This window comes from Pseudomonas sp. S30_BP2TU TE3576 (genome assembly GCF_050436025.1).
In the GTDB taxonomy this organism is placed as follows: Bacteria; Pseudomonadota; Gammaproteobacteria; order Pseudomonadales; family Pseudomonadaceae; genus Aquipseudomonas.
The window spans coordinates 2,314,220-2,340,108 of sequence record NZ_JBNDLK010000001.1; the positions used below are offsets into that span (position 1 = coordinate 2,314,220).

Sequence of the window (25,889 nt, forward strand, 5' to 3'; positions counted from 1 at the left end):
AACCCTTGTGGGAGCGGGCTTGCTCGCGAAAGCGGTGTGTCAGTCGACGCAAAAGTTAACTGACACACCGCTTTCGCGAGCAAGCCCGCTCCCACACCCACAGGGTTGGCCGTGAGTTAAAGGTCGCCTAGGCCGTCGATCAGCGCCTGGTTCTGCTCAGGCGTGCCGATGGAGATCCGCAGGAACTGGGCAATCCGCGCCTGCTTGAAGTGCCGGACAATCACGCCCTGTTCGCGCAATTTAGCCGCGATACCTGCCGCATCGTGCCGGGGGTGACGGGCGAAAATGAAATTCGCCGCCGACGGCAGCACTTCAAAGCCCTTCCCTTCCAGCTGCGCAATCACCCATTCACGGTGCTCGATGACCAAACGGCAGGTCTTGTCGAAATACTCGCGATCCTCGAATGCGGCGGCTGCACCGACATTGGCCATACGGTCCAGCGGATAGGAGTTGAAGCTGTTCTTGATCCGCTCCAGCGCCTCGATCAGGTCCGGATGCCCGACCGCCAGGCCAACCCGCAGACCGGCCAGGGAGCGGGACTTGGACAGGGTCTGGGTCACCAGCAGGTTTGGATAGCGGTCCACCAGCGTAATCGCCGTTTCTCCGCCGAAATCGATGTAAGCCTCGTCCACCACGACCACGGAATCCGGGCTGGCCTTGAGGATCTGCTCGACCGCCTCCAGCGCCAACAGGCAACCGGTCGGTGCATTCGGGTTAGGGAAAATGATCCCGCCATTCGGTCTGGCGTAGTCCGCCGGGTTGATCCGGAACTGCTCGTCCAGCGGCACCGCATCGAACTTGATGCCATACAACCCGCAGTAAACCGGATAGAAGCTGTAGCTGATGTCCGGGAACAATAGCGGCTGATCGTGCTGCAGCAAACCGTGGAAGATGTGCGCCAGCACTTCATCGGAACCGTTGCCGAGAAACACCTGATTGCCTTGCACGCCGTAGTACCTGGCGACGGCTTGCTTGAGCACATCGCTGTTCGGGTCCGGGTACAGACGCAGGTTGTCATTCAGTTCGGTTTGCATCGCCGCGAGGGCTTTCGGCGATGGGCCGTAGGGGTTTTCGTTGGTGTTGAGCTTGACCAGTTTGGTCAGCTTGGGCTGCTCGCCCGGCACGTAAGGCACCAGATCCTTGACGAATGGGCTCCAGAATTTACTCATCTTCATTTCACCTGCTTGTCGTCAACGATACGGTATTCGGCGCTACGCGCGTGGGCGGTCAACGACTCGCCACGGGCCAGCACGGATGCGGTCTTGCCCAGAACGGACGCGCCCTGCTCGGAGCAGAAGATGATCGACGAACGTTTCTGGAAGTCATACACGCCCAGCGGCGAAGAAAACCGTGCAGTACCGGAGGTCGGCAACACGTGGTTCGGGCCGGCGCAGTAATCACCCAGGGCTTCGGATGTGTGACGGCCCATGAAGATTGCACCGGCGTGGCGGATGTGCGGCAACCAGGCTTGTGGATCGGCAACGGACAACTCGAGGTGCTCCGGCGCGATGCGGTTGGCCACTTCGATGGCTTGCTCCATGTCGCGAACCTTGATCAGCGCACCACGGCCATTGATCGAGGTTTCGATAATCGCGGCACGCTCCATGGTCGGCATCAACTTGGCGATGCTGGCGGCGACCTTGTCGAGGAACTCGGCATCGGGGCTGACCAGAATGGCCTGGGCGTCTTCATCGTGCTCGGCCTGGGAGAACAGGTCCATGGCAATCCAGTCCGGATCGGTCTGGCCGTCGCACACCACGAGGATTTCCGAAGGGCCGGCGATCATGTCGATACCGACCTGGCCAAACACGTGGCGCTTGGCGGTAGCCACATAGATGTTGCCCGGGCCGACGACCTTGTCGACCTTCGGCACGCTTTCGGTGCCGTAAGCCAGCGCCGCGACGGCCTGGGCGCCCCCGATGGTGAACACACGGTCGACACCGGCGATGCAGGCCGCGGCCAGCACCAGCTCATTGATTTCACCGCGCGGGGTCGGTACGACCATGACCACTTCGGTGACGCCGGCGACCTTGGCCGGAATCGCGTTCATCAACACCGACGACGGGTACGACGCCTTGCCGCCTGGCACGTACAGACCCGCACGGTCCAGCGGCGTGACTTTCTGGCCCAGCACGGTGCCGTCGGCCTCGGTGTAGCTCCAGGATTCCTGCTTCTGTTTTTCGTGGTAGCTGCGCACACGAGCCGCGGCGACTTCCAGGGCTTCACGCTGGGCCACGGAGATGCGCGTGAGCGCCAGTTCCAGTCGCTCGCGCGGCAGGATCAGGTCCGCCATGGACGCCACGTCCAGGCCGTCGAACTGCCGGGTGAATTCCACCAGTGCCGCGTCGCCACGCTCGCGCACGGCCTTGATGATGTCCAGCACTCGCTGATTGACCGAGTCGTCAGACACACTTTCCCAGCTCAGCAGATGATCCAGATGATGTGCGAAATCCGGGTCAGCAGCGTTGAGTCGGCGAATTGCAGTCAGTGCGGTCATAGCGAGAGCCTCATAGGAATGGCAAAAAACTCAGGCGCCCGAAGCTAACATTCGATCCGCTTGGGCACCTGAGAATTCTGGCTATGAGGCGGATAGACGGCGCGCCTTGCGGTCGCGCAGGTGAATCAGCCGCGGTGTCGAGACTCCACTGCCTTGCGCAAGGTGTCGATCAACGCCTGGATACGGGCGTGCTGCATTTTCATCGAAGCCTTGTTGACGATCAGCCGGGAGCTGATGGCCGCGATGAAATCCTGTGGCTCCAGGCCGTTGGCCCGCAGCGTGTTACCGGTGTCGACCACGTCGATGATCTTGTCTGCCAGACCGATCAGCGGCGCCAGCTCCATCGAGCCATAGAGCTTGATGATGTCGACCTGACGACCCTGTTCGGCGTAGTAGCGCTTGGCGACGTTGACGAACTTGGTGGCGATACGCAGGCGGCCCTTGGGCTCGACCGCGCCGACTTTACCGGCGGTCATCAGCTTGCACTGGGCGATTTGCAGGTCCAGCGGCTCGTACAGGCCCTGGCCGCCGTATTCCATCAGCACATCTTTACCGGCGACGCCGAGGTCGGCAGCACCATGTTCGACATAGGTCGGCACATCGGTAGCACGCACGATCAGCAGACGGACATCGTCCTGGGTCGTGGGGATGATCAGCTTGCGGCTCTTGTCCGGATTCTCGGTCGGCACGATGCCCGCTTCAGCCAGAAGCGGCAGGGTGTCGTCAAGGATGCGGCCCTTGGACAGTGCGATAGTCAGCATGGGAAACGTCAGCCCTTAATCAGGAATCTTATGCCCGGTCGCAATCGGCGCCGGACACGCATCGAGCCGGAAACCGGCTCGACCTACAACAATCCAACGGACACCTCCCTGTGCCCATGCAGCAGAAACTAGCCCGGAACGCGACGGATCCTGGCGCCCAGCATCTGCAGTTTTTCTTCGATGCACTCGTAGCCACGGTCTATATGGTAGATGCGGTCGATCAGGGTGTCGCCCTCAGCAACCAGGGCCGAGATCACCAGGCTGGCCGAAGCACGCAGGTCGGTCGCCATCACTGGCGCGCCCTTGAGCTTCTCGGTGCCGGTGACGATGGCAGTGTTGCCCTCGACCTGGATCTTGGCGCCCATGCGGTGCAGTTCGTAGACGTGCATGAAGCGGTTTTCGAAGATCGTCTCGATCACAGCGCCGGTGCCTTCGGCAATGGCGTTGAGGGAGATGAACTGCGCCTGCATGTCGGTCGGGAACGCCGGGTACGGAGCGGTCCGCACGTTGACGGCTTTCGGACGCTTGCCGTGCATGTTCAGCTCGATCCAGTCTTCGCCGCAGGTGATTTCGGCACCGGACTCCCGGAGTTTTTCCAGAACGGCTTCGAGGATGGTCGGATCCGTATCCTTGACCTTCACACGGCCGCCGGTTACCGCCGCTGCCACCAGATAGGTGCCGGTTTCGATACGGTCGGGCATAACTTTATAAGTGGTGGTGTGCAGACGCTCGACGCCATCGATGGTGATGGTGTCGGTGCCAGCGCCGGAAACCTTGGCACCCATGGCGTTCAGGAAGTTCGCCAGGTCGACCACTTCAGGTTCGCGCGCGGCGTTGGCCAGTACGCTGCGACCCTTGGCCAGGGCGGCGGCCATCATGATGTTCTCGGTACCGGTCACACTGACGGTATCGAAGAAGAAGTGCGCGCCGCGCAGGCCGCCTTCAGGCGCCTTGGCCTTGATGTAGCCGCCTTCGACGTCAATGACCGCGCCCATGGCTTCAAGGCCACGGATGTGCAGGTCGACTGGACGCGAACCAATGGCGCAACCGCCAGGCAAGGCGACTTCGGCTTCACCGAAACGGGCAACCATCGGACCCAGCACCAGGATCGACGCACGCATGGTTTTAACCAGTTCGTACGGTGCGACCAGGGTCTTGATGGTGCGCGGGTCGATTTCGACGGCGAGTTTCTCGTCGATCACCGGCTCGATGCCCATGCGGCCGAACAGCTCGATCATGGTGGTGATGTCGTGCAGGTGTGGCAGGTTGGCCACGGTCACCGGGCCATCGCACAGCAAGGTGGCAGCCAGGATCGGCAGGGCAGAGTTCTTTGCCCCGGAGATGCGGATTTCGCCGTCAAGACGAGCACCGCCAGTAATAATCAATTTATCCATAAGAATCTCGACGCCCTTGGGCTCAGGTGCGCTCGGCCCAGGCCGCGCTGCTGAAAAATTTCATAGTGACCGCATGGATGCTGCCATCGGCGATCCACGGGTTCAAATGGGCATAGATGCTTTGCTGACGCTTGACCGGGCTCAGTGCCGCCAGTTCATCGCTAATCACGTTCAGCTGAAAGTTGCAGCCTTCGCCTTCAACTTCTACCTGAATTCCTGGCAGCTTTCCTTCAAGGAAGCTCTTCACTTCTACGGCCTGCATGCTCAACCTCAATCGGCGCCCTGTGCGCGCGGGTCGGACATCATACAAAAAAGCCCCGCGCCTGCGAACCCCGCATTCACAGGACTCTGACGGGGGGCTTCTTTATAGATGCGGTTCAGGGATGCGCCAACAGCTCGGTCATTTCGCTGACCTGAGCGATTTCACGCATGTCGTCCGGCATCCCACGGATGCTCAGGGCCTTGCCGGCCTCCTGCGCATCGCGGATGAAACACAGCAGCAACGACAAACCGACACTGCTGGACTTGGTCACCGCCGAGCAATCGACCACCAGCGCCACGGCCTTGCTGGCCTTGATCAGCGCCTTGCCCTGCTCGCGCAGGCCAGGGCCGGTGCGGTAATCCAGCACGCCGCTGAGTCGCAACTCGCCCGCTTCATCCATCTGGACTGCCGATTCACTCATTGGGCTGACTGCCCTGGTTTCTTGTCGGTGGCTTCCTTGGCCTTGGCGACTTCCCCGGCCCAACCATTGATGGTCTTGTCCAGGTCATTGCCATTGCGCTGCATCGCGTCGGCGAACTGATCGCGGAACAGCTTGCCGATATTGATGCCGTTGATGATGACGTTACGCAGCTTCCACTCGCCGTTGATCTTTTCCAGCGTGTAGGACACTGGATAGATCGAGCCGCTGCTGCCCTTGACGGTCATGCCGACGCTGGTACGGTTGCCCGACTCGTCCTTGGCAGGTTCAACGGTGATGCCCTGGTTGTTGTACTCCAGCAAGGCATTGCCATAGAACTGGAACAGACCCTTCTTGAAGTTTTCTTCGAAGGTTTTCATCTGCGCAGGCGTAGCTTTCTTCGAGTATTTGACCGTCATGATGCTCTTGGAAATACCCTCGGCATCCACCACCGGCCCGACGATGTCGTTTAGCGCCGTATAGAAGTCCTGCGGATCCTGCTTGTACTTTTCTTTGTTGGCCGCCAGATCGGCCAGCATCCGGTTAGTGGTGTCCTGTACCAGATCGTGCGCGGAAGGTGACGCCACGGCATTGGCCACCAGTGGCAGCGCCGCGAGCAGTACCAACAGGCCACGTCGCAAGATAGAGATCATTTACCAGTTCCTCATTTAGCTTCTTTGCTAACGGTATTGAGAAGAAATTTACCGATCAGGTCTTCGAGCACCAGCGATGACTGCGTGTCATGGATGGTTCCACCATCCTTGAGCAGGGTGTCTTCCCCACCCACGCTAATACCGATGTACTTCTCGCCCAACAGGCCAGCAGTCAGGATAGATGCAGTAGAGTCCGCCGGAAGATTATCGATGCGTTTTTCCAGCTGCATGGTCACCCGACCGGTGAAACTGTCGCGATCCAGATCGATGGCCGTGACCTTGCCGATGGTCACACCGGCCATGGTCACCTTTGCTCTGACAGTCAAACCGGCGATATTGTCGAAGTAGGCATAAAGTTTATAGGTGTCGGTGCTCGGGCTCGGGGACAGGCCGCTGACCCGCAACGCCAACAAGAGCAAAGCCAGGATGCCAGCCAGCAAGAAAAGGCCGACACCGATTTCCAGGGTGCGGTTTTGCATCAGAAATCTCCAAACATCAAGGCGGTCAGAATAAAGTCCAGGCCGAGTACTGCCAACGAGGCATATACAACGGTTTTGGTAGTGGCACGACTGATCCCCTCGGAAGTGGGTTCGCAATCATAGCCTTGGAATACGGCAATCCAGGTCACGACAAAGGCAAAGACGATACTTTTGATGATCCCGTTGAGCACATCGTCGGTGAACGTCACGCTGTTCTGCATGTTCGACCAGTAGGAGCCCTCATAGACCCCCAGCCAGTCGACAGCTACCCACGAGCCGCCCCAGATACCCACGACACTGAAAATCATCGCCAGCACCGGCAGGGAAATAAAACCGGCCCACAGGCGTGGTGCGATGATGTACTTGAGCGGGTCAACCCCGATCATTTCCAGGCTGGACAACTGCTCGGTGGACTTCATATTGCCGATTTCGGCGGTCAGCGCGGAACCTGCGCGCCCGGCGAACAGCAAAGCAGTCACCACCGGCCCCAGTTCACGCAGCAGCGTCAGGGCAACCATCTGCCCGACAGCCTGCTCTGAGCCATAGCTGGAGAGAATGTTGAAGCCCTGCAGCGCCAGCACCATGCCGATGAACACCCCGGAGACCACGATGATCACCAGGGACATCACGCCCACCGAATGCAACTGCTTGACCAGCAGCCCGAAGCTGCCACCGATACCGCCGCGGCCGAGCAAGGCATGGAACAGGAACAAGCTCGAACGCCCGAACACCGCCAACGCATCGATGCCGGCCTGACCGAAGCGGCGAACGCGCTCTATCAATGAAATTCTGCGCATCAGCGCTTCCCCAGAAGATCTGCGCGGTAATCCGTCGCTGGAAAGTGGTACGGGACCGGGCCGTCGGGTTCGCCGGTCATGAACTGACGAATGCGCGGCTCATCCGAGTTCATCAACTCGTCCGGCGTGCCCTGCCCCAACACCTGACCATCGCCCACCACATAAATGTAATCGGCAATGCTCGCGGTCTCGGCCAGGTCATGGGATACCACGATGCTGGTGATGCCCAGCGCATCGTTGAGCAGGCGAATCAGACGCACCAGAACGCCCATTGCGATAGGGTCCTGGCCAACAAAGGGCTCGTCGTACATGAGAATCTGTGGGTCGAGGGCAATCGCCCGCGCCAGCGCAACACGGCGCTTCATGCCGCCGGAAAGCTCATCGGGCATCAGCTCGATGGCGCCCCGCAAGCCCACGGCCTGCAGCTTGAGCAGGACGATGTCGCGGATCATTTCATCCGGCAGTTGCGTATGGACACGCAATGGGAAGGCGACGTTTTCGAAGACATCGAGGTCGGTAAACAGGGCACCGCTCTGAAACAGCACGCCCATATGCTTGCGCGCATCGAACAGATCGCTGCGCGACAGTTTTGGCAGGTTCTGACCATTGACCCAGACTTCGCCCTTGGTGGGCCGCAACTGGGCGCCCATCAGACGCAAAAGCGTGGTCTTGCCACACCCGGAAGGTCCCATGATGCCGGTGACCTTGCCGCGAGGGATACGGATATCGACATTGTTGAAAATGCTGCGCGCACCGCGCTTGAAGGACAGTCCCTTCAGCTCGACCGCGTAGGCGTTATCGGCACTCATCTAAACTCCTTGCGATGCAGCCTCTCACTCGGACGCCTGGCTTTCTGACAAAAGCACATACCTCCCGGGCAGGCCGAACTGGCGGCGAACTATACCACTGCAAAGGCTGCGTCCCCAAGGCCAAAGCCGGGTCATGTTCAACTGCATGTCAGCTTGAAAGCCCCATTTAGAAGGTTTCCGGTAACTGAAAATAACAATGCGCGACGAACTTGCGTGAGGGATTCGATCATAACCGCTATAATCGCCGCCTTTTCATCAGGCTATACGATTTCTGACATGAGCCAATCCAGCGACCTGATTCAATCAGCACAACGCACCATCCGCCTCGAAGTAGAAGCCGTGCAAGGCCTGCTACCCCATATCGACGCAGATTTCGTACGCGCTTGCGAGATGATTCTGGCCAGCAAAGGCCGCGTGGTCGTGGTCGGCATGGGCAAGTCGGGGCACATCGGCAACAAGATTGCCGCGACCCTGGCCAGCACCGGCACCACGGCATTTTTTGTGCACCCGGCTGAAGCCAGCCACGGTGACATGGGCATGATTACCCGCGACGACATCATTCTGGCGCTCTCGAACTCCGGTTCCACCAATGAAATCGTTACCCTGCTGCCACTGATCAAGCGCCTGGGCATTCAGTTGATCAGCATGACCGGCAATCCTGACTCGCCGCTGGCCAAAGCCGCCGAGGTCAACCTGAACGTCCACGTCGAGCACGAGGCCTGCCCGTTGAACCTGGCACCCACCTCGTCGACCACCGCCGCACTGGTCATGGGCGACGCCCTGTCAGTCGCGCTGCTGGAAGCGCGTGGCTTTACCGCCGAAGACTTCGCTTTTTCCCATCCCGGCGGCGCCCTGGGCCGACGCCTGCTGCTGAAAGTGGAAAATGTCATGCACGCAGGCCAGGAACTGCCGCAGGTCCAGCGCGGCACCCTGCTCAAGGATGCCCTGATGGAAATGACCCGCAAGGGCCTGGGCATGACCGTCATCCTGGAAGCCGACGGCAAACTGGCCGGAATCTTCACCGACGGTGACTTGCGCCGCACACTGGACCGCAGCATCGACATCCACAGTGCCTGCATCGACCAGGTCATGACAGCCCATGGCAAGACCGCGCGTGCCGAGATGCTCGCCGCCGAAGCGCTGAAAATCATGGAAGACCACAAGATCAACGCGCTGGTCGTGGTCGACAGCGAAGACCGCCCGGTCGGCGCCTTGAACATGCACGACTTGCTGCGCGCAGGAGTAATGTAATGAGTGCAGACCTGCTGCAACGCGGCAAACAGATCAAACTGGCGGTGTTCGATGTCGATGGCGTGCTGACCGATGGGCGCCTGTACTTCCTCGAAGACGGCAGCGAATTCAAGACGTTCAACACACTCGACGGCCAGGGCATCAAGATGCTGATGGCTGCCGGCGTGCAGACGGCCATCATCAGTGGCCGCAAGACCCCGGTGGTCGAACGGCGAGCCAGGAACCTCGGTATCCCGCATCTGTATCAGGGACGTGAAGACAAACTGGTGGTACTCGATGAGCTATTGGCCCAACTCAATCTGAGCTATGAACAGGTTGCCTACCTCGGCGATGATCTGCCGGACCTTCCGGTGATTCGCCGCGTCGGCCTGGGCATGGCAGTGGCCAATGCCGCCAGTTTCGTGCGTGAACACGCTCACGGCATCACCCTCGCCCGTGGCGGCGAAGGTGCCGCTCGCGAATTCTGCGAATTGATCCTGCGCGCCCAGGACCGCCTCGATGCGGCCAATACGGCGTACCTGTGAGCCCACTATGCTGAGCAAAAAGTTTCGCAACACCCTGCTGTTCAGTTGCATCGTGGCGATTTTCGCCGCGGTTGGCTACTGGAACATCAGCCCGGAACGCTTTCTCGACAAGCCGGTAACGCCGGTCGATGAAAGCGCGATCGACTATTACGCCATCAACGCCCACAGCGTGCAGTACCTGCCGGACGGCAAGCTGCAATATGATCTGGTGTCCGACAAGGTCGAGCACCTGAAAGCGACCGAGGTGACATTGTTGACCAACCCCGACCTGAATGTGTTCCGCGGCACTGAATTTCCGTGGCACGTCCAGAGCCTGCACGGCGAGGTCAACCCTGACGGCACACAGGTCGAACTGATCGATGACGTGCGTATCACGCGTTTCGACGAGAAAAACCGCAAGACCCTGATCACCAGCACCCGCATGACCGTGTTCCCGCAGCAGCAATATGCGCAGACCGAGCAAGACGTTAGAATCGACGGCGCTGGCGGTGTATCGACTGGCAAGGGAATGAAGGCGTATTTGAAAGAAAGCAGGATACACCTGCTATCGAACGTAAGAGGACAGTATGAGGCTCGTTAAAACCCTCCCGATTTTGCTCAGTCTGAGCGCAGCACTGGGAAGCGTGAGCGCCTGGGCTCTGCCGGAAGATCAACAGCAGCCTATCCGCATTCAGGCCGACGATGCCCAACTGGACGACAAGCAAGGTATCGCCACCTATAAGGGTGACGTGATCATCACCCAAGGCTCGATGAAGGTGACAGGCAACACCGTTACCATCACCCGCACTCCGACCGGTGACATCGACGTAGTGACCTCGGTGGGCAATCTGGCGTACTTCGAGCAATTGCAAACGGCCGGCGATACCAAGCCTGTTCAGGGCTGGGGCGTGACCATCCAGTATCACGCCGCGCAAAACCGCGTCGTACTGATCGACAAGGCCAAAGTTGTCGACAAGGACAACAACGTCACCCAAGGCGAAAAAATCGTCTACGACACGGTCAAGAAGCTCGCCAGCGCCGGTCGCGCCACGGGCAGCAAGGTCACCGAGTCGCGCCCGCGCATCGACATGGTGATCCAGCCGAAAAAGAAAACCGACGAGCAAAAGGCCCAGTAATGGCAACTCTGAAAGCTCAGCATCTGGCCAAGAGCTACAAGAGCCGCCAGGTCGTGCGCGATGTCAGCCTATCCATCGACAGCGGTCAGATCGTCGGCCTGCTTGGCCCCAACGGTGCCGGCAAAACCACTTGCTTCTACATGATCGTCGGCCTGGTACAGGCCGACCAGGGCCGCGTCCTGATCGACGACCTCGACGTCAGCCACCAGCCGATGCACGGCCGCGCAAAGGCCGGTATCGGCTACTTGCCGCAAGAAGCATCGATCTTTCGCAAACTGTCGGTAGCCGACAACATTATGGCCATCCTCGAGACCCGCAAGGAACTCGACAAGGCTGGTCGTCGAAAGGAACTGGAAAGCCTGCTGCAGGAATTCCACATCAGCCACATCCGCGACAACCTCGGCATGAGCCTGTCCGGCGGTGAGCGCCGTCGCGTGGAAATCGCCCGCGCCCTGGCCACCAATCCGAAATTCATCCTCCTCGACGAACCCTTCGCCGGCGTGGACCCGATTTCGGTCGGCGACATCAAACAGATTATTTACCACCTCAAGGCCAAAGGCATTGGCGTGCTGATCACGGACCACAACGTTCGTGAAACCCTGGATATCTGCGAAACGGCCTATATCGTCAACGACGGCCAGTTGATCGCCGAAGGTGACGCTGAAACCATCCTGGCCAACAACCTGGTCAAGGAAGTGTACCTTGGCCATGAGTTCCGCCTGTAAGCGCTGAAGCAGTCATGGCGAATGCCAGACCGCAGTAACAATAAAAATCAACAGGTTTTTATTGTTACTGCGCTCTAGGCAAACACTTCAGTTTCGGGCATATAATTTGCTTATGTTTGGCGCCCCGGCGCCCTGTAGTGGATGGCGCATGTGCGCCGGCGAATTAAGGTGTTAAGCCCCTGCCATGAAACCATCGCTAGTCTTGAGAATGGGCCAGCAGCTGACGATGACACCGCAGCTGCAACAGGCCATCCGCCTGCTCCAATTGTCGACCCTGGACCTGCAACAGGAAATCCAGGAGGCCCTGGAGTCCAATCCGATGCTCGAACGCCAGGAAGAAGGCGACGACTTCGACAATTCCGACCCCTTGGCCGACAACACCGAACAAAAGCCCAACACCGACATTCAGGAACCCTCCTACCAGGAAAGCGCCCCGACGGTTGACAGCCTCGATGAGGGCGACTGGAACGAGCGCATCCCCAACGAACTCCCCGTCGACACCGCGTGGGAAGACGTTTACCAGACCAGCGCCAGCAGCCTGCCCAGCAATGATGATGACGAGTGGGACTTCACCACCCGCACCTCGGCCGGCGAAAGCCTGCAAAGCCACTTGCTGTGGCAACTGAACCTGGCCCCGATGTCCGACACCGATCGTCTGATCGCCGTGACCCTGATCGACTGCATCAACAATCAGGGCTATCTGGATGAAACCCTCGAGGAGATCCTCGAAGCCTTCGATCCGGAACTGGACATAGAACTGGACGAAATCGAAGCTGTCCTGCATCGCATCCAGCAATTCGAGCCCGCCGGCATCGGCGCCCGCAATCTGGGCGAATGCCTGCTGCTGCAACTGCGCCAGCTGCCTGCCAAAACCCCTTGGCTGGCCGAGGCCAAGCGCCTGGTCACCGACTACATCGACCTGCTTGGCAGCCGCGACTACAGCCAGTTGATGCGCCGCATGAAGCTCAAGGAAGATGAACTGCGCCAGGTCATCGAGCTGGTCCAGAGCCTCAACCCACGCCCAGGCTCGCAGATCGAGTCCACTGAAGCCGAGTACGTCGTTCCTGACGTTATCGTGCGCAAGGACAACGAGCGCTGGCTGGTGGAGCTGAATCAGGAATCGGTGCCACGGCTAAGGGTCAACGCCCAGTACGCCGGTTTTGTGCGCCGCGCCGACACCAGTGCCGATAACACCTTCATGCGCAATCAGTTGCAGGAGGCCCGCTGGTTCATCAAGAGCCTGCAAAGCCGTAATGAAACCCTGATGAAAGTGGCCACCCAGATCGTCGAGCATCAGCGCGGGTTCCTCGAATATGGCGACGAAGCCATGAAGCCGCTGGTCCTGCATGACATCGCCGAAGCAGTCGGCATGCATGAGTCGACGATTTCACGGGTGACCACCCAGAAGTTCATGCACACCCCCCGGGGCATTTATGAACTGAAATACTTTTTCTCCAGTCATGTAAGCACCTCCGAAGGCGGTGAATGCTCGTCCACGGCGATCCGCGCGATCATCAAAAAACTGGTTGCCGCGGAAAATCAGAAAAAGCCGTTGAGTGACAGCAAGATCGCTGGTTTACTGGAGGCACAAGGCATTCAGGTGGCCCGCCGTACCGTCGCCAAGTACCGCGAATCCCTCGGGATCGCGCCTTCGAGTGAACGCAAGCGGTTGATGTAGGGCCACGCCACAGCGTTCCAGTGGTAGATCATCTGATCTACCGCTTTATGCACTGGCAACGAAGGAGAAGCTGTATGCAAGTCAACATCAGTGGACACCAACTGGAAGTGACCGAACCTCTTCGCACCTACATCGGCGAAAAACTCGAACGACTGGAGCGACATTTCGACAAGATCACTAATGTGCAGGTCACGATGACCGTCGAAAAACTGAAGCAGAAAATCGAAGCCACGCTGCATATTCCCGGGAATGAAGTGGTCGCAAACGCGGAACATACCGATATGTACGCCGCGATCGACGCACTCACCGACAAGCTGGATAAACAACTCAAAAAGCATAAGGAAAAGACCCAGAGCCTCCTTCAGGGCGCAACCGGTCGTTAACACTCCCTACCCATGATCCGACTTGAAAGTATCCTGACCCCCGGCCGTTCCCTGGTGAACGTGCCGGGCGGCAGTAAAAAGAAAGCTCTCGAACAAATTGCCAATCTGATCGCCCGCGAAGTGCCGGCTCTGGAGATGCAAGATGTCTTCGAGGCACTGATTGCCCGTGAAAAACTCGGTTCCACCGGTTTTGGCAACGGCATCGCTATTCCACATTGCCGTCTCAAGGGCTGTGTTTCGCCCATCAGTGCATTGATGCACCTGGACGCCCCTATCGATTTCGACGCCATCGATGGCGCGCCGGTTGACCTGCTGTTCGTACTGCTGGTCCCGGAAGCCGCTACCGATGCGCACCTTGAACTGCTGCGACAGATCGCCAGCATGCTCGACCGCAAGGATGTACGCGAAAAGCTGCGTCATGCTGCAAGCAACGAAGCCCTGTATCAGGTAGTCCTGGATGAGCAAAACGGTCAGTAATCATGCGCTTGATCATCGTCAGTGGCCGTTCCGGCTCAGGTAAAAGTACCGCCCTCAATGTTCTTGAGGACAACGGCTACTACTGCATCGACAACCTGCCTGCCGGTCTGTTGCCGGAGCTGGCCGAACGCGCCTTGATTCATACCGAGCTGTTACAACCGCTGGTCGCCGTTTCCATTGACGCCCGCAACCTGCCCAGTCACCTGTCACGCTTCCCCGAGCTGCTCGAAGAAGTCCGCAGCCGCCACATCCAGTGCGATGTCCTGTATCTGGACGCTGACGAAGAAACCCTGCTCAAGCGCTTCTCGGAAACCCGCCGACGGCACCCCCTGACAAACGCCAACCGCTCGCTGGCCGAAGCCATCAGCGTTGAGAGCGTCCTGCTCGGGCCGATTGCCGACCTCGCCGACCTCAAGATCAACACCACCAGCCTGAACCTGTATCAACTGCGCGACGCCATCAAACTGCGCCTGTTGAATCAGCCCGAGCCGGGCACCGCGTTCCTGGTGGAGTCCTTCGGGTTCAAGCGTGGCATGCCGGTGGACGCCGACCTGGTGTTCGATGTGCGTTGCCTGCCCAACCCTTACTGGAAACCGGAATTGCGCGAACAGTCCGGGCTCGATCAACCGGTTGCCGAATACCTGGCGGCACAGCCGGATGTGGAAGAGATGTTCCAGGACATTTCCACATACCTGCTAAAGTGGCTGCCTCGTTTTGCCGCCAGCAACCGCGCCTACGTCACCATTGCCATTGGGTGCACAGGCGGACATCACCGCTCCGTCTACCTGACCGAGCGTTTGGGGCAGGCGCTGCAAAAAACCCTGAAGAACGTCCAGGTTCGCCACCGCGACCTCAGCTAAAGGATTCACATCGCGATGCCTGCTCGGGAAATCGAAATCATCAACAAGCTGGGGCTGCATGCCCGGGCGTCTGCAAAATTCGTCGGGGTCGCCGGCCAGTTCAAGGACTGCACGATCAGGGTAGGACGCACACCTGAATCCACAGTCGACGGCAAAAGCATCATGGCCATGATGATGCTCGCTGCCGGTAAGGGCACCAAAATCCATCTGAGCACAGAAGGCGAGCAGGAACAGGAAGCGATGGACGCGCTGGTGGCCCTGATCAATAACTACTTCGACGAAGGCGAATAAACGTCGTCCAGTAACGGCAAGCCGTGCTCCTGCAGGCCCCATTCAAGTCGCAAAAAAAGGCGTACCACCCGATGGGTGGCACGCCTTTTTTGTTTAGCGCAAAGCTTAGCTACCCGCCACCGTCATCCGCTCGATCAGTACCGAGCCCGTGCGAATGTTGCTACGCAGCTCCAGGTCATTACCCACGGCGACGATCTGTTTGAACATGTCGCGCATGTTGCCAGCGATGGTCACTTCCTGGACCGCGAACTGGATTTCGCCGTTCTCGACCCAGTAACCCGCCGCACCCCTGGAATAATCACCGGTGACCATGTTCAGCCCCTGGCCCATCAACTCGGTGACCAACAGCCCGCGCCCCATGCGTCGCAGCAAGGCCGCCTGGTCTTCATCGCCATGGGTGACGAACAGGTTGTGCACGCCGCCGGCGTTGGCCGTGCTTGGCATTCCGAGCTTGCGGCCAGAGTAGGTGCCGAGGATGTACGACACCAACTCGCCTTTTTCGACGAACGGTTTGGCGTAGGTGGCCAAACCATCACCATCGAACGCCGCACTGCCCATCGCACGCATCAAGTGTGGGCGCTCGTCGATGGTCAGCCACTCCGGAAACAGCTTCTGCCCCAGCGTGCCTTCAAGGAACGATGACTTGCGGTACAGGCTGCCGCCGGAAATCGCCGACAGGAAACTGCCGAACAGCCCCCCTGCCAACTCTGCGGAAAACAGCACCGGCACCTCGCAAGTCGGCACCGGACGCGCGCCCAGACGGCTCGCCGCCCGTTGCGCAGCGCGCTGGCCAATGCTGACCGGATCGGCCAGCAGATTGCCCTGGCGGTTCACGTCGTACCAGTAATCGCGCTGCATCTGGCCGTCCGCTTCGGCGATCATCACGCAGCTCAAGCTGTGGCGAGTCGATGCGTAGCCGCCAATGAAGCCGTGGCTGTTGCCATAAACGCGGCAGCCCTGATGGGTGCTGAGGGTGGTGCCATCGGCGTTCTTGATCCGGCTGTCGGCGGCAAACGCCGCGGCTTCACAGGCCAGGGCCTGCTCGATGGCTTGCTCCGGAGTGATGTCCCATTCGTGGAACAGGTCGAAATCCTGGATATCCCGTGCCATCAACGCGGCATCCGCCAGGCCCGAGGCCTCATCTTCCGAGGTGTGCTTGGCGATGGCCAGTGCAGCGGCAACCGTTTCGCGAATCGCCTCCGGACCGCTGGCCGACGTGCTGGCCGAGCCTTTGCGCTGGCCGACGTACAAGGTGATGCCAAAACCCTGGTCGCGGTTGAATTCGACTGTTTCGACTTCACGCTGGCGCACCGTAGTCGACAAGCCCTGCTCCAGTGACACCGCCACTTCACAGGCGCTGGCCCCCTGGCGCCTGGCTTCAGCGATGATCTGCTCGACTTGTTCCTGCAGTGCCGGCAACGCTTGTGGGCCGACGCTTTCAACTGCACTCATGCTGTTCTCCACTCAAATTCTGCTTTCGGTAACGGTCATCGAGCGACCGGGCCGGACAAGTGGCCCCCGACTGGTTATCATGGCGGCGTTTCTTTGCGGACTGCCACCATGGTTGATTCTTACGACGACTCCCTCGATACGGGAGAAAAAAGCAAATCCCAGGTCAAACGCGAGCTGCATGCTCTGGTTGACCTCGGCGAGCGCCTTACAACGCTCAAGCCTGACTTGCTCAACAAACTGCCATTGACCGACGGATTGCGCCGGGCCCTGGCCGATGCGCCCAAGCACACCGCGAACATCGCGCGTAAACGGCACCTTCAGTTCATCGGCAAACTGATGCGCGATCAGGACACTGACGCGATTCTGGTTCTGCTCGATCAACTCGATGCCTCCACTCGCCAGTACAACGAACGCTTCCATAACCTGGAACGCTGGCGCGATCGTCTGATTGCCGGCGACGACGCCGTACTGGAGAAATTCGTCGTCGAATATCCCGACGCGGATCGCCAGCAACTACGCTCCCTGATCCGTCAGGCCCAGCATGAGGTTGCGCAAAACAAGCCTCCTGCTTCCAGCCGTAAAATCTTCAAGTACATCCGTGAGCTGGACGAGACTCAACGCGGACTGCGTTGAATCTCGAATCGGGTGAGTCGCGACGCGACTCACCCGAAGCTCGTTCCATCAAGCGCCCGTGCCACCCACGGTGATCGCATCAATCTTCAGCGTTGGCTGGCCGACACCCACCGGCACCGACTGCCCATCCTTGCCACACGTGCCCACGCCGCTGTCCAGCGACAGATCATTACCCACCATCGACACTTTGCTCATGGCTTCCGGTCCGTTGCCGATCAGGGTTGCGCCTTTGACCGGAGCGGTGATCTTGCCGTCCTCGATCAGGTACGCCTCGCTGGTGGAGAACACGAACTTGCCGCTGGTGATGTCCACCTGACCGCCGCCGAGGTTGGCGCAATAGATGCCGCGTTTCACCGAAGCGATGATTTCTTCCGGATCGCTTTCACCGGCGAGCATGTAGGTATTGGTCATGCGCGGCATCGGCAGGTGCGCGTAGGATTCGCGACGGCCGTTACCGGTGCGCGCCACGCCCATCAGGCGGGCGTTGAGTTTGTCCTGCATGTAGCCTTTGAGTACGCCGTTTTCGATCAGCGTGGTGCACTCGGTTGGCGTGCCTTCGTCATCGACGCTCAACGAGCCACGGCGGCCGGCCAGGGTGCCATCATCGACAATGGTGCACAGCCTGGACGCAACCATCTCGCCCATGCGCCCGCTATAAGCCGAGCTGCCCTTGCGGTTGAAGTCGCCTTCCAGACCATGACCGACAGCTTCGTGCAGCAGCACGCCCGACCAGCCGGAGCCGAGTACCACCGGCAACGTGCCGGCCGGTGCCGGTATCGCTTCAAGGTTGACCAGTGCCTGACGCAACGCTTCGCGGGCATAGCCCATGGCGCGGTCTTCGCCGAGGAAATAGCGGTAATCGGTCCGACCGCCACCACCATGACCGCCGCGCTCGCGGCGACCGTTCTGCTCGACGATCACACTGACGTTGAAACGTACCAGCGGCCGCACATCCGCCGCCAGGCCGCCATCGGTGGAAGCCACCAGAATCCGCTCCCAGACACCGGCCATGCTCACGGTGACCTGCTGGATACGTGGGTCCAGGGCGCGGGTTGCGGCATCGACTCGCTTGAGCAAATCGACTTTCTCGGCACGGGTCAGCACTTCCAGCGGATTGTCCGGCGCATACAGCTGCGCGACATCCTGACGGGTAAATGCCTGTACGGTGCCGTGCTGCCCGGCCCGGGAAATCGAACGGGCAGCACGTGCCGCCGCGCCCAGGGCTTCCAGGGTGATGGCATTGCTGTAGGCAAAACCGGTTTTTTCGCCCGATTGCGCACGCACGCCCACGCCTTGGTCAAGGTTGAAGCTGCCTTCCTTGACGATGCCATCTTCCAGCGCCCAGGACTCGGAGATCTGCCCCTGGAAATACAGGTCGGCCGCATCGATGCCCGGGCCGGCCAGATCGCCGAGCACGCCTTGCAGGCTCTCGATCGTGACGCCACCGGGCGCCAGCAGGTGTTCACTGACTGAGGACAACAACTCGCTCATATGCTTTACGCCTTAAATTCGTCGTTCTGATGCAGGTCGCTGGGCGCCCTGCGAGAAAAAGCGCCGGTGACTGGACACCGGCATCCGCGCCCGGATGGACGCCTGTTCGCTGCTGTCGCGTTCGGCCAGCAGCACGGCCTCGCCTTGATCCTGTTGCGCCAGCACACGCCCCCACGGGTCGACGATGGCGGCATGTCCAAAGGTTTCCCTTGGCCCCGGATGCGTCCCGCCCTGGGCAGCCGCGAGTACGTAACATTGGGTCTCGATGGCCCGCGCACGAATCAGCACATCCCAATGCGCCGCGCCGGTCACCGCCGTGAACGCCGAGGGGGCGGTAATCAGTTCCGCGCCGGCAGCTCGCAGTTCACTGTACAGCTCGGGAAAGCGCAGGTCATAGCAGACCGTCAGGCCAACCCGGCCGACGGGGGTGTCCGCCACGACCACCTCGCTGCCATAAGCATAGTCATCGGATTCACGATAACGGCCACGATTGTCCGCCACGTCCACGTCGAACAGGTGCAGCTTGTCGTAACGCGCCACCGTTTCACCCTGGTCATCGACCAGCAACGAACAGGCATGCGCTTTCTTCGTCGGTTGATCCACCGGCGGCAACGGCAATGTGCCGGCCACAATCCATAACTTGAGGTCGCGTGCGGTCTGTTTCAACCAGGGCAGGATCGGGCCGTCGCCCAGCGCTTCGGCGCGCCCGATGTCGGCAATGTCGCGCCGGCCCATGGCGGCGAAATTTTCCGGCAGTACCGCCAGTTTCGCGCCGCCGGCAGCCGCTTGTTCGAGCAGTCGACGGGCCTGGGCCAGATTGGCCAGCACATTGCTCTGGCTGACCATTTGAATCACCGCTACAGACATGGCGCACTCCTGGAATCGTATGCGGCCATGCTACTCCATAGGCTTGCCGAGTGCCTTTTCAAAAAGGACCTCAAAAAGCCTTGTCGAAGGTGATTTTCGGTTCTTTCCACGGCCCCTGAACGGTGTACTTCACGCTGGCGAAACGGGCGACACGGTCACCGATCAGCTTGTCGATCAGGAACAGCGCCCCGCCGACTGCCGGTGCACCGACGATCAGCGCGGCAATCGGCAAGTTATTGGTCACCGGCAAGGTCACCAACAGTTTCGCATCGATCTGATCGGCGACCAGGTTCAAGGTGCCGTCGAGTTCAATGGTGCTCGAAGGGCCTGTCAGCCGGATCGGCTCACGGGTGACATACACGCCATTGGTCCCCACCAGCAGCCCCTTGACCCGGTCATAACTCAGGCCCTTGCCGAACAGGTCGGAAAAGTCCAGGCGCAGGCGCCGGCCGATGGAGTTGAAGTTGAGTAAACCAAATACCCGCAACGCCTGGGCACTGCCCTCGACCTCGACGAACTGGCCCTGATTGAGCGTCGCATCAAGCGAGCCGGAGAAGCGTTTGGTTGCCACCCAGGCCGGCGAGCCTGGCCAGTTGCCATCGACATCCATGTAAAAGTCCTTGCTGGTGACGCTCGGTGCATACCCCCAGTTCTTGAGCACATCGGCGAGGTTCTTGCCGCTGACGCGTCCCTTGTACCAGCTTGAACTGGCGCCGGGCACGCCTTCCCAACCACCGCTGCCCACCAACAGAATGCCCTTGAGACCCAGGTCCAGCGAGTTGAACACGATGCCCTTGGGCGTCGGACGAATCTTCAGCGACCAGCCCCCCACCAGATCCTGGCCCTGGAATAGCTGATTGATGGTGATGTCCATTGCAGGGATTTTCGTCGGGTCCACCGAGGCCAGCGGATCCGGTGAGTTTTCATCGGCCAGCACGGTCGGGTCCGGTGCCGGCAGGCGCACGGTTTGCAGATTGATCGTGATCGGCGCCCCTTTCGCATCGGGAAGGCTGGCGTTGCCCTTGATCTGCTGGCTGTCGAGTTGCAGCGCCCAGGCGGAAGGGTTGCGCGCCAGCAGAATTGAGGCCTGATCGAGCGTGGTGCCGATACCGCTGAGCTTGCCCACCTTGAAATCCGCACCACTGAGCAATTGCCTGGCGCTGCCTCCGGGGTCCTGCCCGGCGTATTTATCCACCAGATCCTTCCACGGACCAACGTCCAGCTCCGACAGCACGCCCCGTATCCGCAGACCTTTGGTGCCAGGCAACACGGCCTCGCCGCCACCGAGGAACAAGTCCCCGCGACCGTCGGCGAAATTGCTGGCCGGGGCCGCAAACGTGAAACTCGCCAGGTCCCCGTAATTGGCCCAATAGCGCCGTTCGTCGCCCTGCAAGGTCATGCGGAACCTCGTGTCGCGCCCGGTCTCGGCGGTCATGCCGAACGGTGCAGGTAAATCGACGGCCACGCCCTTGAGGTTGGAATTGACCGTCAATTGGCTGTCGGCGCCGTTCAGGGTCAGTTGCAGTTGATAGGGGATCACGCCACTCACCGGCAGAGGCTGGGTCACCTTCAGCCAGTCGGTCAGTTTCTTGACCTCGACCTGGCCCGACGCGCTGACCCGGGTATTGAGTTTGCCTGCACCGCCATCGGCAAAAATCTGCGCGGTAACCGGCTTGTCGAATGCCCGTGCGCTAATGTTCTGCCCGCTCAGGCCTTTGGCACTGTCGAAACGGAAATCACCTTTGAGCTGAGTCAACTCCAGCACAGGCTCCGCCAGCTTCAAGCGCGCCTTGGCGGTCTTGAAGTCGACGAGGATCTTCGGTTCCTCGTCTTTTGCCAACGGAATATCCAGCTTCAACTTGCCTTGCAGGTCACCCTCGCCTTCCCAGCCGGCGAAGGTAGCTGCGGTGCCGATCGGTGCTTCCTGAAGGATTTTCAGGCCATCGCCCAAACCACCGGCAAATCCGCCATCGAGGAACAAATGAACGTTCTGCCCCGCAGGCACATGGGGAATGTCGACGTAGATATCGCTGACCTGCGTATCGAGCAACTGGCCCTTGCTGGCCAGAATCCGCACCCCGCTGTCCTCGACAAACACATCACCGCTGACCTTGCTGACATGGGGCCATCCCGGCTGGAATGCCAGTTCGGCATCGTGGACCTTGAAGTACAGGCTGATGCTGCGATCGACGTCCGCGGCACCGTGGCTGAGCGACCCTTGATACTGGAAGAAGCCTTGATCCACCGCGCCCTTGAGAATCGCCGTGCGCAGCCATTCATCCAGCGCCGGGCTGAGGACTGCCGGCAGGTACTTGGCGGTGTAGCGACCGTCACCGTCCACCAGGCCAACCCGCAGGTCCATGTAGTCTTCCTGGGTGTGATCGAAATGCAGGCGAATCAGGAAGTCGCCGGCAATCTTGCCTTCCTCGCCCAGTACCTTCAGGTACGGCGCGATCAGGGTGAAACCTTCTTTATCGAGTTTCCAGGTCAGCCGCGCATTGGCTTGGATGTACTGCCACGGCTTGGCGAAAATCGGGTCCAGGTGCAGCATGAAATCCTTACTGTCCATGCGCAGTTCACCGTGCCCCAGGTCACCGCTGATGCTGCCGCTGACATTTCGCGCCGCCGGCGCACCGTGATAGGCGTCGAAGCCCACCTGGTCGAGGTTGGCGGCAAAGCCAAACTTGCTGTCATCGGTGGCATTGGGGCGGAAGTCGACCAGCACGTTGCGCAGGCCACCCGTGACTTTCAGCCGCTCGACGACCTTGGCAAAGCCTTCCGGCAAAGGTGCCAGGGCATTAAGCAGCGGCGTGAGCGGGGTCAGGTCGACGCGGTCGGCCTGTAGATGCCAAAGTTCTTCGGTCTTGTCGGTGGCGGCGCTTTGCTTGAGCTGCAAATGCGTTTCCCAGCGGGTGTCGCCGAGGTTCATTGCCAGGGAATCCAGGGTCACCAGCATGCCTTCGGCACTGCGCTGGAAGTAACCGTTGAGCGCCAGGTTGTTGATCTGGATCGGCTGGCGGTCGACGTAGGCGCCCTTGAGTTGTGGCGCGTTCAAGCGCACTGCCGCGCTTTGCAAGGTGCCTTTGCCCCAGGTCGCCCACAGCTCGCCGCCGGCCTTGATCTCGGAGAATTTCCATTGCTGGCTGACGCGCTCGGGCAACCACTTCGACCAGTCGCTTTGCGGCAGGCTTAGATAGACTTCAGCTTCACCGTCCTTCCATTCGCTGGCACGAATGCGCGTACGCAGGCTCATGGCCACCGGTTGCCCGTCAGGCAGGGTCAGCCGCGCGTCGAGCCGCTGCTGCGACGCCCCGGTTTTCAGATTCAGACCGACATAAGTCAGCGTCAGCGGCGACTTTGCAAACGGCTGCAAGGTCACCTGGCTGTCGAGCACCGACAGTTGCTGGATCATTTGCATACGATTGAGCAACTGTTGCGGATCGGCGGGTTGATCCTGTTGCACTGGCAAACCTTCCAGAGCCCATTGACCGTCGTCACCCTCCTTGACGCTGATCTTCAGGCCGCTGACTTCCAGATGCGCGATGCGTACCTGACGTGCCAGCAGGCTGGCCCAAAGGTCCGGCACCGCGCGCACCTGATCCAGATGCAAGGCATTGGCGCCCTCGCCGACCGTCACGTCGCGAGCCATCAATATGGGGGCAAATCCACTCCAGTTACCTTCGAGCTCGCCGATCTGCAACGGCATGCCCAAGGCATCGCTGGCTTGGGTTTCGACGTCGGCACGATACTCGGCCACCAGCGGTGTCAGCTCCCGGCCAAGGCTGACGTATAGCGCCATCAACACCAAAACCAACGCGCACAGGCCCAGACCCCAGCGGATCAGTGCGGCCAAAATGCGTGTCAGACGGTCCATGTCAGGTGGCCCCCATGGCAAAAGTTTTGCAAAAAGCTGAGGCCAGCCGTTCAGGAAAAGTTAAAACGCAGCGATTCAGAGCAACACCACGTCGTATTGTTCCTGGGAATACATGGTTTCTACCTGGAAGCGGATGGTGCGTCCGATAAACCCTTCCAGCTCGGCGACGTTGCCCGACTCTTCGTCAAGCAGACGGTCCACCACTTTCTGGTTTGCCAATACACGATAGCCTTCCGCCTGATAGGCGCGAGCCTCACGCAGGATTTCACGGAAGATTTCGTAGCAAACGGTTTCCGGGGTCTTGAGCTTGCCGCGGCCCTGACAGGCATTGCACGGCTCGCACAACACTTGCTCAAGGCTTTCGCGGGTGCGCTTGCGGGTCATTTGCACCAGGCCCAGCTCGGTGATACCGATGATGTTGGTCTTGGCATGATCGCGCTCCAGTTGCTTTTCGAGCGTGCGCAGCACCTGGCGCTGGTGCTCTTCATCTTCCATGTCGATGAAATCGATGATGATGATTCCGCCGAGGTTGCGCAGGCGCAATTGGCGGGCGATGGCCGTCGCGGCTTCGAGGTTGGTCTTGAAGATGGTTTCTTCGAGGTTGCGATGGCCGACGAACGCCCCGGTGTTGACGTCGATGGTGCTCATGGCTTCCGCCGGGTCGACCACCAGATAACCGCCGGACTTGAGCGGGACCTTGCGTTCGAGGGCCTTCTGGATTTCGTCTTCGACGCCATACAGGTCGAAAATCGGCCGCTCGCCCGGATAATGTTCCAGGCGGTCGGCAATCTCGGGCATCAATTCGGCAACGAATTGCGTGGTTTTCTGGAAGGTTTCCCGGGAGTCGATGCGGATCTTCTCGATCTTCGGGCTCACCAGGTCACGCAGTGTGCGCAGCGCCAAACCGAGGTCTTCATAGATCACGCTGGGCGCGCTGATGGTTTTGATCTGGGCGCTGATCTGATCCCAGAGCCGGCGCAGGTAGCGGATGTCCATGAGGATTTCATCGGCGCCGGCGCCTTCGGCTGCCGTGCGCAGAATAAAACCGCCGGCTTCCTTGATTCCTTCTGTGGCCACGCAATCAGTGACCACTTGCTTGAGGCGCTCGCGCTCGGCTTCGTCTTCGATCTTCAGGGAAATGCCGACATGGGCCGTGCGTGGCATGTACACCAGATAACGCGAAGGGATCGACAACTGGGTGGTCAGGCGCGCGCCTTTGGAACCGATCGGGTCCTTGGTCACCTGCACCACCAGGCTCTGGCCTTCGTGCACCAGCGCACTGATGCTCTCGACCGCCGGGCCTTCGCGCAGGGAAATTTCCGAAGCATGAATGAATGCGGCACGATCAAGGCCGATGTCGACGAATGCTGCCTGCATCCCCGGCAATACCCGCACGACTTTACCTTTATAGATGTTGCCGACGATCCCGCGCTTTTGCGTGCGCTCGACATGGACCTCTTGCAGGACACCGTTTTCGACCACCGCCACGCGCGACTCCATCGGCGTGATGTTGATCAGGATCTCTTCACTCATGGCAGGGTCTCGTTCAGGCATGTTCACGATAATGGCCGCATCTGTTCAGAACGTTGCTTAGTGTGCGTTCCGGGTTTGCCAACAGGGTATGCCGAAATGGCCGAGCAGTTCCGCAGTTTCGCAAAGCGGTAGTCCCACCACCGCCGAATAACTTCCATCAAGCTCGGCGACAAACACCGCACCCAGTCCTTGAATGCCATAACCACCCGCCTTGTCCTTTGGCTCGCCGCTGGCCCAGTAGGCCGCTGTTTCATCACGACTGATGTCACGAAAACGCACCCGACTGGTGACAACCCGGGACTCGCAACGTTCGCCATCGAGCACCGCAATCGCGGTCAGGACCTCATGCTCACACCCTGACAACATCATCAGCATGGCGCACGCATCCGCTTGATCAACCGGTTTGCCGAGAATTTTTCCGTCGAATACCACGGCGGTATCAGCGCCGAGCACACAGAACGGGCCATCGGATACGACAGCGTCGCGCCCGGCCTCGGCCTTGCCGCGCGCCAGACGCTCGACATAGGCCGATGGGGATTCTTGAGCTAAAGGAGTTTCATCGATCTGCGCACTGACGGCGCAGAACGGTACGCCGATCTGCGTGAGCAATTCACGTCGACGCGGTGAACCAGAGGCAAGATAAAGCTGTTTCATCAAGACATCTC

The 25,889-nt window shown here is 59.9% G+C and carries 27 protein-coding genes; 11 read left to right on the plus strand and 16 right to left on the minus strand.

All coding sequences use genetic code 11. From position 1 onward, the window contains the following. Positions 1–116: 116 nt before the first annotated feature. The 10 genes from hisC to ABIA48_RS10575 form a co-directional block, all read right to left on the minus strand. A complete protein-coding gene (gene hisC / locus ABIA48_RS10530; protein WP_033063317.1) occupies positions 117–1,169 on the minus strand; it encodes a histidinol-phosphate transaminase in 1,053 nt (350 codons plus the stop codon). Between the two features lie 2 nt (positions 1,170–1,171). Next, the gene (gene hisD / locus ABIA48_RS10535) at positions 1,172–2,497 is read right to left on the minus strand and encodes a histidinol dehydrogenase (protein WP_429488487.1); all 1,326 of its coding nucleotides are present in this window, start codon (positions 2,495–2,497) and stop codon (positions 1,172–1,174) included. 125 nt (positions 2,498–2,622) lie between these two features. Beyond that, positions 2,623–3,258, minus strand: coding sequence for an ATP phosphoribosyltransferase (hisG, locus tag ABIA48_RS10540; RefSeq protein WP_007970278.1), 636 nt, complete (start codon positions 3,256–3,258; stop codon positions 2,623–2,625). 128 nt (positions 3,259–3,386) lie between these two features. Next, complete coding sequence (gene murA, locus ABIA48_RS10545; protein WP_429488490.1) at positions 3,387–4,652, minus strand: UDP-N-acetylglucosamine 1-carboxyvinyltransferase; 1,266 nt, start codon at positions 4,650–4,652, stop codon at positions 3,387–3,389. A 22-nt stretch (positions 4,653–4,674) separates the two neighbouring features. Next, positions 4,675–4,914: a BolA family protein gene (locus ABIA48_RS10550; RefSeq protein WP_008070578.1), complete on the minus strand. Its 240-nt coding sequence runs from the start codon at positions 4,912–4,914 to the stop codon at positions 4,675–4,677. Between the two features lie 115 nt (positions 4,915–5,029). Next, positions 5,030–5,335, minus strand: a complete 306-nt coding sequence (locus ABIA48_RS10555) for an STAS domain-containing protein (protein ID WP_429488492.1) — start codon at positions 5,333–5,335, stop codon at positions 5,030–5,032. Continuing rightward, the gene (locus tag ABIA48_RS10560) at positions 5,332–5,985 is read right to left on the minus strand and encodes an MlaC/ttg2D family ABC transporter substrate-binding protein (protein WP_429488494.1); all 654 of its coding nucleotides are present in this window, start codon (positions 5,983–5,985) and stop codon (positions 5,332–5,334) included. Before ABIA48_RS10560 ends, ABIA48_RS10555 begins: the two co-directional genes overlap by 4 nt. An 11-nt stretch (positions 5,986–5,996) precedes the next feature. Then, positions 5,997–6,464 carry an outer membrane lipid asymmetry maintenance protein MlaD gene (mlaD, locus tag ABIA48_RS10565; RefSeq protein ID WP_056728368.1) on the minus strand — a complete coding sequence of 156 codons (468 nt, stop codon included), beginning with the start codon at positions 6,462–6,464 and terminating at the stop codon, positions 5,997–5,999. Next, positions 6,464–7,261 (minus strand): lipid asymmetry maintenance ABC transporter permease subunit MlaE, encoded by a 798-nt coding sequence (gene mlaE, locus ABIA48_RS10570; RefSeq protein WP_429488497.1) that lies wholly within the window; start codon positions 7,259–7,261, stop codon positions 6,464–6,466. The genes mlaD and mlaE overlap by 1 nt, the downstream gene beginning before the upstream one ends. Beyond that, positions 7,261–8,070, minus strand: coding sequence for an ATP-binding cassette domain-containing protein (locus ABIA48_RS10575; RefSeq protein ID WP_007986707.1), 810 nt, complete (start codon positions 8,068–8,070; stop codon positions 7,261–7,263). The genes mlaE and ABIA48_RS10575 overlap by 1 nt, the downstream gene beginning before the upstream one ends. 276 nt (positions 8,071–8,346) lie before the next feature. On the opposite strand from ABIA48_RS10575, the gene ABIA48_RS10580 reads away from it, so the two are divergent. The 10 genes from ABIA48_RS10580 to ABIA48_RS10625 all read left to right on the plus strand — a co-directional run bounded on the left by ABIA48_RS10580 (position 8,347) and on the right by ABIA48_RS10625 (position 15,374). Further along, on the plus strand, positions 8,347–9,321 hold the full coding sequence (locus ABIA48_RS10580) for a KpsF/GutQ family sugar-phosphate isomerase (protein WP_429488499.1): 975 nt from the start codon (positions 8,347–8,349) through the stop codon (positions 9,319–9,321). Beyond that, on the plus strand, positions 9,321–9,845 hold the full coding sequence (locus ABIA48_RS10585) for a KdsC family phosphatase (protein ID WP_429488500.1): 525 nt from the start codon (positions 9,321–9,323) through the stop codon (positions 9,843–9,845). Before ABIA48_RS10580 ends, ABIA48_RS10585 begins: the two co-directional genes overlap by 1 nt. A gap of 7 nt (positions 9,846–9,852) precedes the next feature. Then, entirely contained in the window at positions 9,853–10,425 is a 573-nt protein-coding gene (gene lptC, locus ABIA48_RS10590; RefSeq protein WP_429488501.1) for an LPS export ABC transporter periplasmic protein LptC, read from the plus strand. Next, complete coding sequence (gene lptA, locus ABIA48_RS10595; RefSeq protein ID WP_204929204.1) at positions 10,412–10,960, plus strand: lipopolysaccharide transport periplasmic protein LptA; 549 nt, start codon at positions 10,412–10,414, stop codon at positions 10,958–10,960. The genes lptC and lptA overlap by 14 nt, the downstream gene beginning before the upstream one ends. Continuing rightward, positions 10,960–11,685 (plus strand): LPS export ABC transporter ATP-binding protein, encoded by a 726-nt coding sequence (gene lptB, locus ABIA48_RS10600; RefSeq protein WP_046040048.1) that lies wholly within the window; start codon positions 10,960–10,962, stop codon positions 11,683–11,685. Before lptA ends, lptB begins: the two co-directional genes overlap by 1 nt. A gap of 184 nt (positions 11,686–11,869) precedes the next feature. Beyond that, positions 11,870–13,363 (plus strand): RNA polymerase factor sigma-54, encoded by a 1,494-nt coding sequence (locus ABIA48_RS10605; RefSeq protein WP_204929203.1) that lies wholly within the window; start codon positions 11,870–11,872, stop codon positions 13,361–13,363. A gap of 74 nt (positions 13,364–13,437) precedes the next feature. Then, positions 13,438–13,746 carry a ribosome hibernation-promoting factor, HPF/YfiA family gene (gene hpf, locus ABIA48_RS10610; protein WP_007941242.1) on the plus strand — a complete coding sequence of 103 codons (309 nt, stop codon included), beginning with the start codon at positions 13,438–13,440 and terminating at the stop codon, positions 13,744–13,746. 12 nt (positions 13,747–13,758) lie between these two features. Beyond that, on the plus strand, positions 13,759–14,223 hold the full coding sequence (ptsN, locus tag ABIA48_RS10615; protein WP_007986694.1) for a PTS IIA-like nitrogen regulatory protein PtsN: 465 nt from the start codon (positions 13,759–13,761) through the stop codon (positions 14,221–14,223). Between the two features lie 2 nt (positions 14,224–14,225). Next, a complete protein-coding gene (gene rapZ, locus ABIA48_RS10620; RefSeq protein WP_007986692.1) occupies positions 14,226–15,083 on the plus strand; it encodes an RNase adapter RapZ in 858 nt (285 codons plus the stop codon). 15 nt (positions 15,084–15,098) lie between these two features. Next, the gene (locus tag ABIA48_RS10625; protein WP_429488502.1) at positions 15,099–15,374 is read left to right on the plus strand and encodes an HPr family phosphocarrier protein; all 276 of its coding nucleotides are present in this window, start codon (positions 15,099–15,101) and stop codon (positions 15,372–15,374) included. Positions 15,375–15,479: 105 nt separating this feature from the next. Here ABIA48_RS10625 and pmbA read toward each other — a convergent pair whose 3' ends face one another. Then, on the minus strand, positions 15,480–16,826 hold the full coding sequence (gene pmbA, locus ABIA48_RS10630; protein WP_007986689.1) for a metalloprotease PmbA: 1,347 nt from the start codon (positions 16,824–16,826) through the stop codon (positions 15,480–15,482). 108 nt (positions 16,827–16,934) lie between these two features. Here pmbA and yjgA point away from each other — a divergent pair, with 108 nt between their 5' ends. Then, entirely contained in the window at positions 16,935–17,459 is a 525-nt protein-coding gene (gene yjgA / locus ABIA48_RS10635; protein WP_007970253.1) for a ribosome biogenesis factor YjgA, read from the plus strand. Positions 17,460–17,507: 48 nt separating this feature from the next. On the opposite strand, the gene tldD is transcribed toward yjgA, so the two are convergent. The 5 genes from tldD to ABIA48_RS10660 form a co-directional block, all read right to left on the minus strand. Continuing rightward, the gene (gene tldD / locus ABIA48_RS10640; protein WP_429488505.1) at positions 17,508–18,950 is read right to left on the minus strand and encodes a metalloprotease TldD; all 1,443 of its coding nucleotides are present in this window, start codon (positions 18,948–18,950) and stop codon (positions 17,508–17,510) included. Between the two features lie 12 nt (positions 18,951–18,962). Beyond that, positions 18,963–19,817: a carbon-nitrogen hydrolase family protein gene (locus ABIA48_RS10645; protein ID WP_429488506.1), complete on the minus strand. Its 855-nt coding sequence runs from the start codon at positions 19,815–19,817 to the stop codon at positions 18,963–18,965. Positions 19,818–19,887: 70 nt separating this feature from the next. Then, a complete protein-coding gene (locus ABIA48_RS10650) occupies positions 19,888–23,691 on the minus strand; it encodes a YhdP family protein (RefSeq protein WP_429488508.1) in 3,804 nt (1,267 codons plus the stop codon). A gap of 75 nt (positions 23,692–23,766) precedes the next feature. Beyond that, a complete protein-coding gene (gene rng / locus ABIA48_RS10655) occupies positions 23,767–25,224 on the minus strand; it encodes a ribonuclease G (RefSeq protein WP_007986680.1) in 1,458 nt (485 codons plus the stop codon). 57 nt (positions 25,225–25,281) lie between these two features. After that, positions 25,282–25,878, minus strand: a complete 597-nt coding sequence (locus tag ABIA48_RS10660; RefSeq protein ID WP_429488511.1) for a Maf family protein — start codon at positions 25,876–25,878, stop codon at positions 25,282–25,284. Between the last annotated feature and the right edge of the window lie 11 nt (positions 25,879–25,889).

Excerpts from the sequence above, each read along its gene's own strand:
- lptB (WP_046040048.1), top strand. The coding sequence starts at position 10,960 with ATGGCAACTCTGAAAGCTCAGCATCTGGCCAAGAGCTACAAGAGCCGC.
- ABIA48_RS10585 (WP_429488500.1), top strand. The coding sequence starts at position 9,321 with ATGAGTGCAGACCTGCTGCAACGCGGCAAACAGATCAAACTGGCGGTG.
- hisD (WP_429488487.1), bottom strand. The coding sequence starts at position 2,497 with ATGACCGCACTGACTGCAATTCGCCGACTCAACGCTGCTGACCCGGAT.
- ABIA48_RS10560 (WP_429488494.1), bottom strand. The coding sequence starts at position 5,985 with ATGATCTCTATCTTGCGACGTGGCCTGTTGGTACTGCTCGCGGCGCTG.
- hisG (WP_007970278.1), bottom strand. The coding sequence starts at position 3,258 with ATGCTGACTATCGCACTGTCCAAGGGCCGCATCCTTGACGACACCCTG.
- ABIA48_RS10660 (WP_429488511.1), bottom strand. The coding sequence starts at position 25,878 with ATGAAACAGCTTTATCTTGCCTCTGGTTCACCGCGTCGACGTGAATTG.
- ABIA48_RS10580 (WP_429488499.1), top strand. The coding sequence starts at position 8,347 with ATGAGCCAATCCAGCGACCTGATTCAATCAGCACAACGCACCATCCGC.
- mlaD (WP_056728368.1), bottom strand. The coding sequence starts at position 6,464 with ATGCAAAACCGCACCCTGGAAATCGGTGTCGGCCTTTTCTTGCTGGCT.
- lptA (WP_204929204.1), top strand. The coding sequence starts at position 10,412 with ATGAGGCTCGTTAAAACCCTCCCGATTTTGCTCAGTCTGAGCGCAGCA.
- murA (WP_429488490.1), bottom strand. The coding sequence starts at position 4,652 with ATGGATAAATTGATTATTACTGGCGGTGCTCGTCTTGACGGCGAAATC.
- lptC (WP_429488501.1), top strand. The coding sequence starts at position 9,853 with ATGCTGAGCAAAAAGTTTCGCAACACCCTGCTGTTCAGTTGCATCGTG.
- hisC (WP_033063317.1), bottom strand. The coding sequence starts at position 1,169 with ATGAGTAAATTCTGGAGCCCATTCGTCAAGGATCTGGTGCCTTACGTG.
- mlaE (WP_429488497.1), bottom strand. The coding sequence starts at position 7,261 with ATGCGCAGAATTTCATTGATAGAGCGCGTTCGCCGCTTCGGTCAGGCC.
- yjgA (WP_007970253.1), top strand. The coding sequence starts at position 16,935 with ATGGTTGATTCTTACGACGACTCCCTCGATACGGGAGAAAAAAGCAAA.
- ABIA48_RS10645 (WP_429488506.1), bottom strand. The coding sequence starts at position 19,817 with ATGTCTGTAGCGGTGATTCAAATGGTCAGCCAGAGCAATGTGCTGGCC.
- hpf (WP_007941242.1), top strand. The coding sequence starts at position 13,438 with ATGCAAGTCAACATCAGTGGACACCAACTGGAAGTGACCGAACCTCTT.
- tldD (WP_429488505.1), bottom strand. The coding sequence starts at position 18,950 with ATGAGCGAGTTGTTGTCCTCAGTCAGTGAACACCTGCTGGCGCCCGGT.
- rapZ (WP_007986692.1), top strand. The coding sequence starts at position 14,226 with ATGCGCTTGATCATCGTCAGTGGCCGTTCCGGCTCAGGTAAAAGTACC.
- ABIA48_RS10650 (WP_429488508.1), bottom strand. The coding sequence starts at position 23,691 with ATGGACCGTCTGACACGCATTTTGGCCGCACTGATCCGCTGGGGTCTG.
- ptsN (WP_007986694.1), top strand. The coding sequence starts at position 13,759 with ATGATCCGACTTGAAAGTATCCTGACCCCCGGCCGTTCCCTGGTGAAC.
- ABIA48_RS10575 (WP_007986707.1), bottom strand. The coding sequence starts at position 8,070 with ATGAGTGCCGATAACGCCTACGCGGTCGAGCTGAAGGGACTGTCCTTC.
- ABIA48_RS10555 (WP_429488492.1), bottom strand. The coding sequence starts at position 5,335 with ATGAGTGAATCGGCAGTCCAGATGGATGAAGCGGGCGAGTTGCGACTC.
- ABIA48_RS10550 (WP_008070578.1), bottom strand. The coding sequence starts at position 4,914 with ATGCAGGCCGTAGAAGTGAAGAGCTTCCTTGAAGGAAAGCTGCCAGGA.
- ABIA48_RS10625 (WP_429488502.1), top strand. The coding sequence starts at position 15,099 with ATGCCTGCTCGGGAAATCGAAATCATCAACAAGCTGGGGCTGCATGCC.
- ABIA48_RS10605 (WP_204929203.1), top strand. The coding sequence starts at position 11,870 with ATGAAACCATCGCTAGTCTTGAGAATGGGCCAGCAGCTGACGATGACA.
- pmbA (WP_007986689.1), bottom strand. The coding sequence starts at position 16,826 with ATGAGTGCAGTTGAAAGCGTCGGCCCACAAGCGTTGCCGGCACTGCAG.
- rng (WP_007986680.1), bottom strand. The coding sequence starts at position 25,224 with ATGAGTGAAGAGATCCTGATCAACATCACGCCGATGGAGTCGCGCGTG.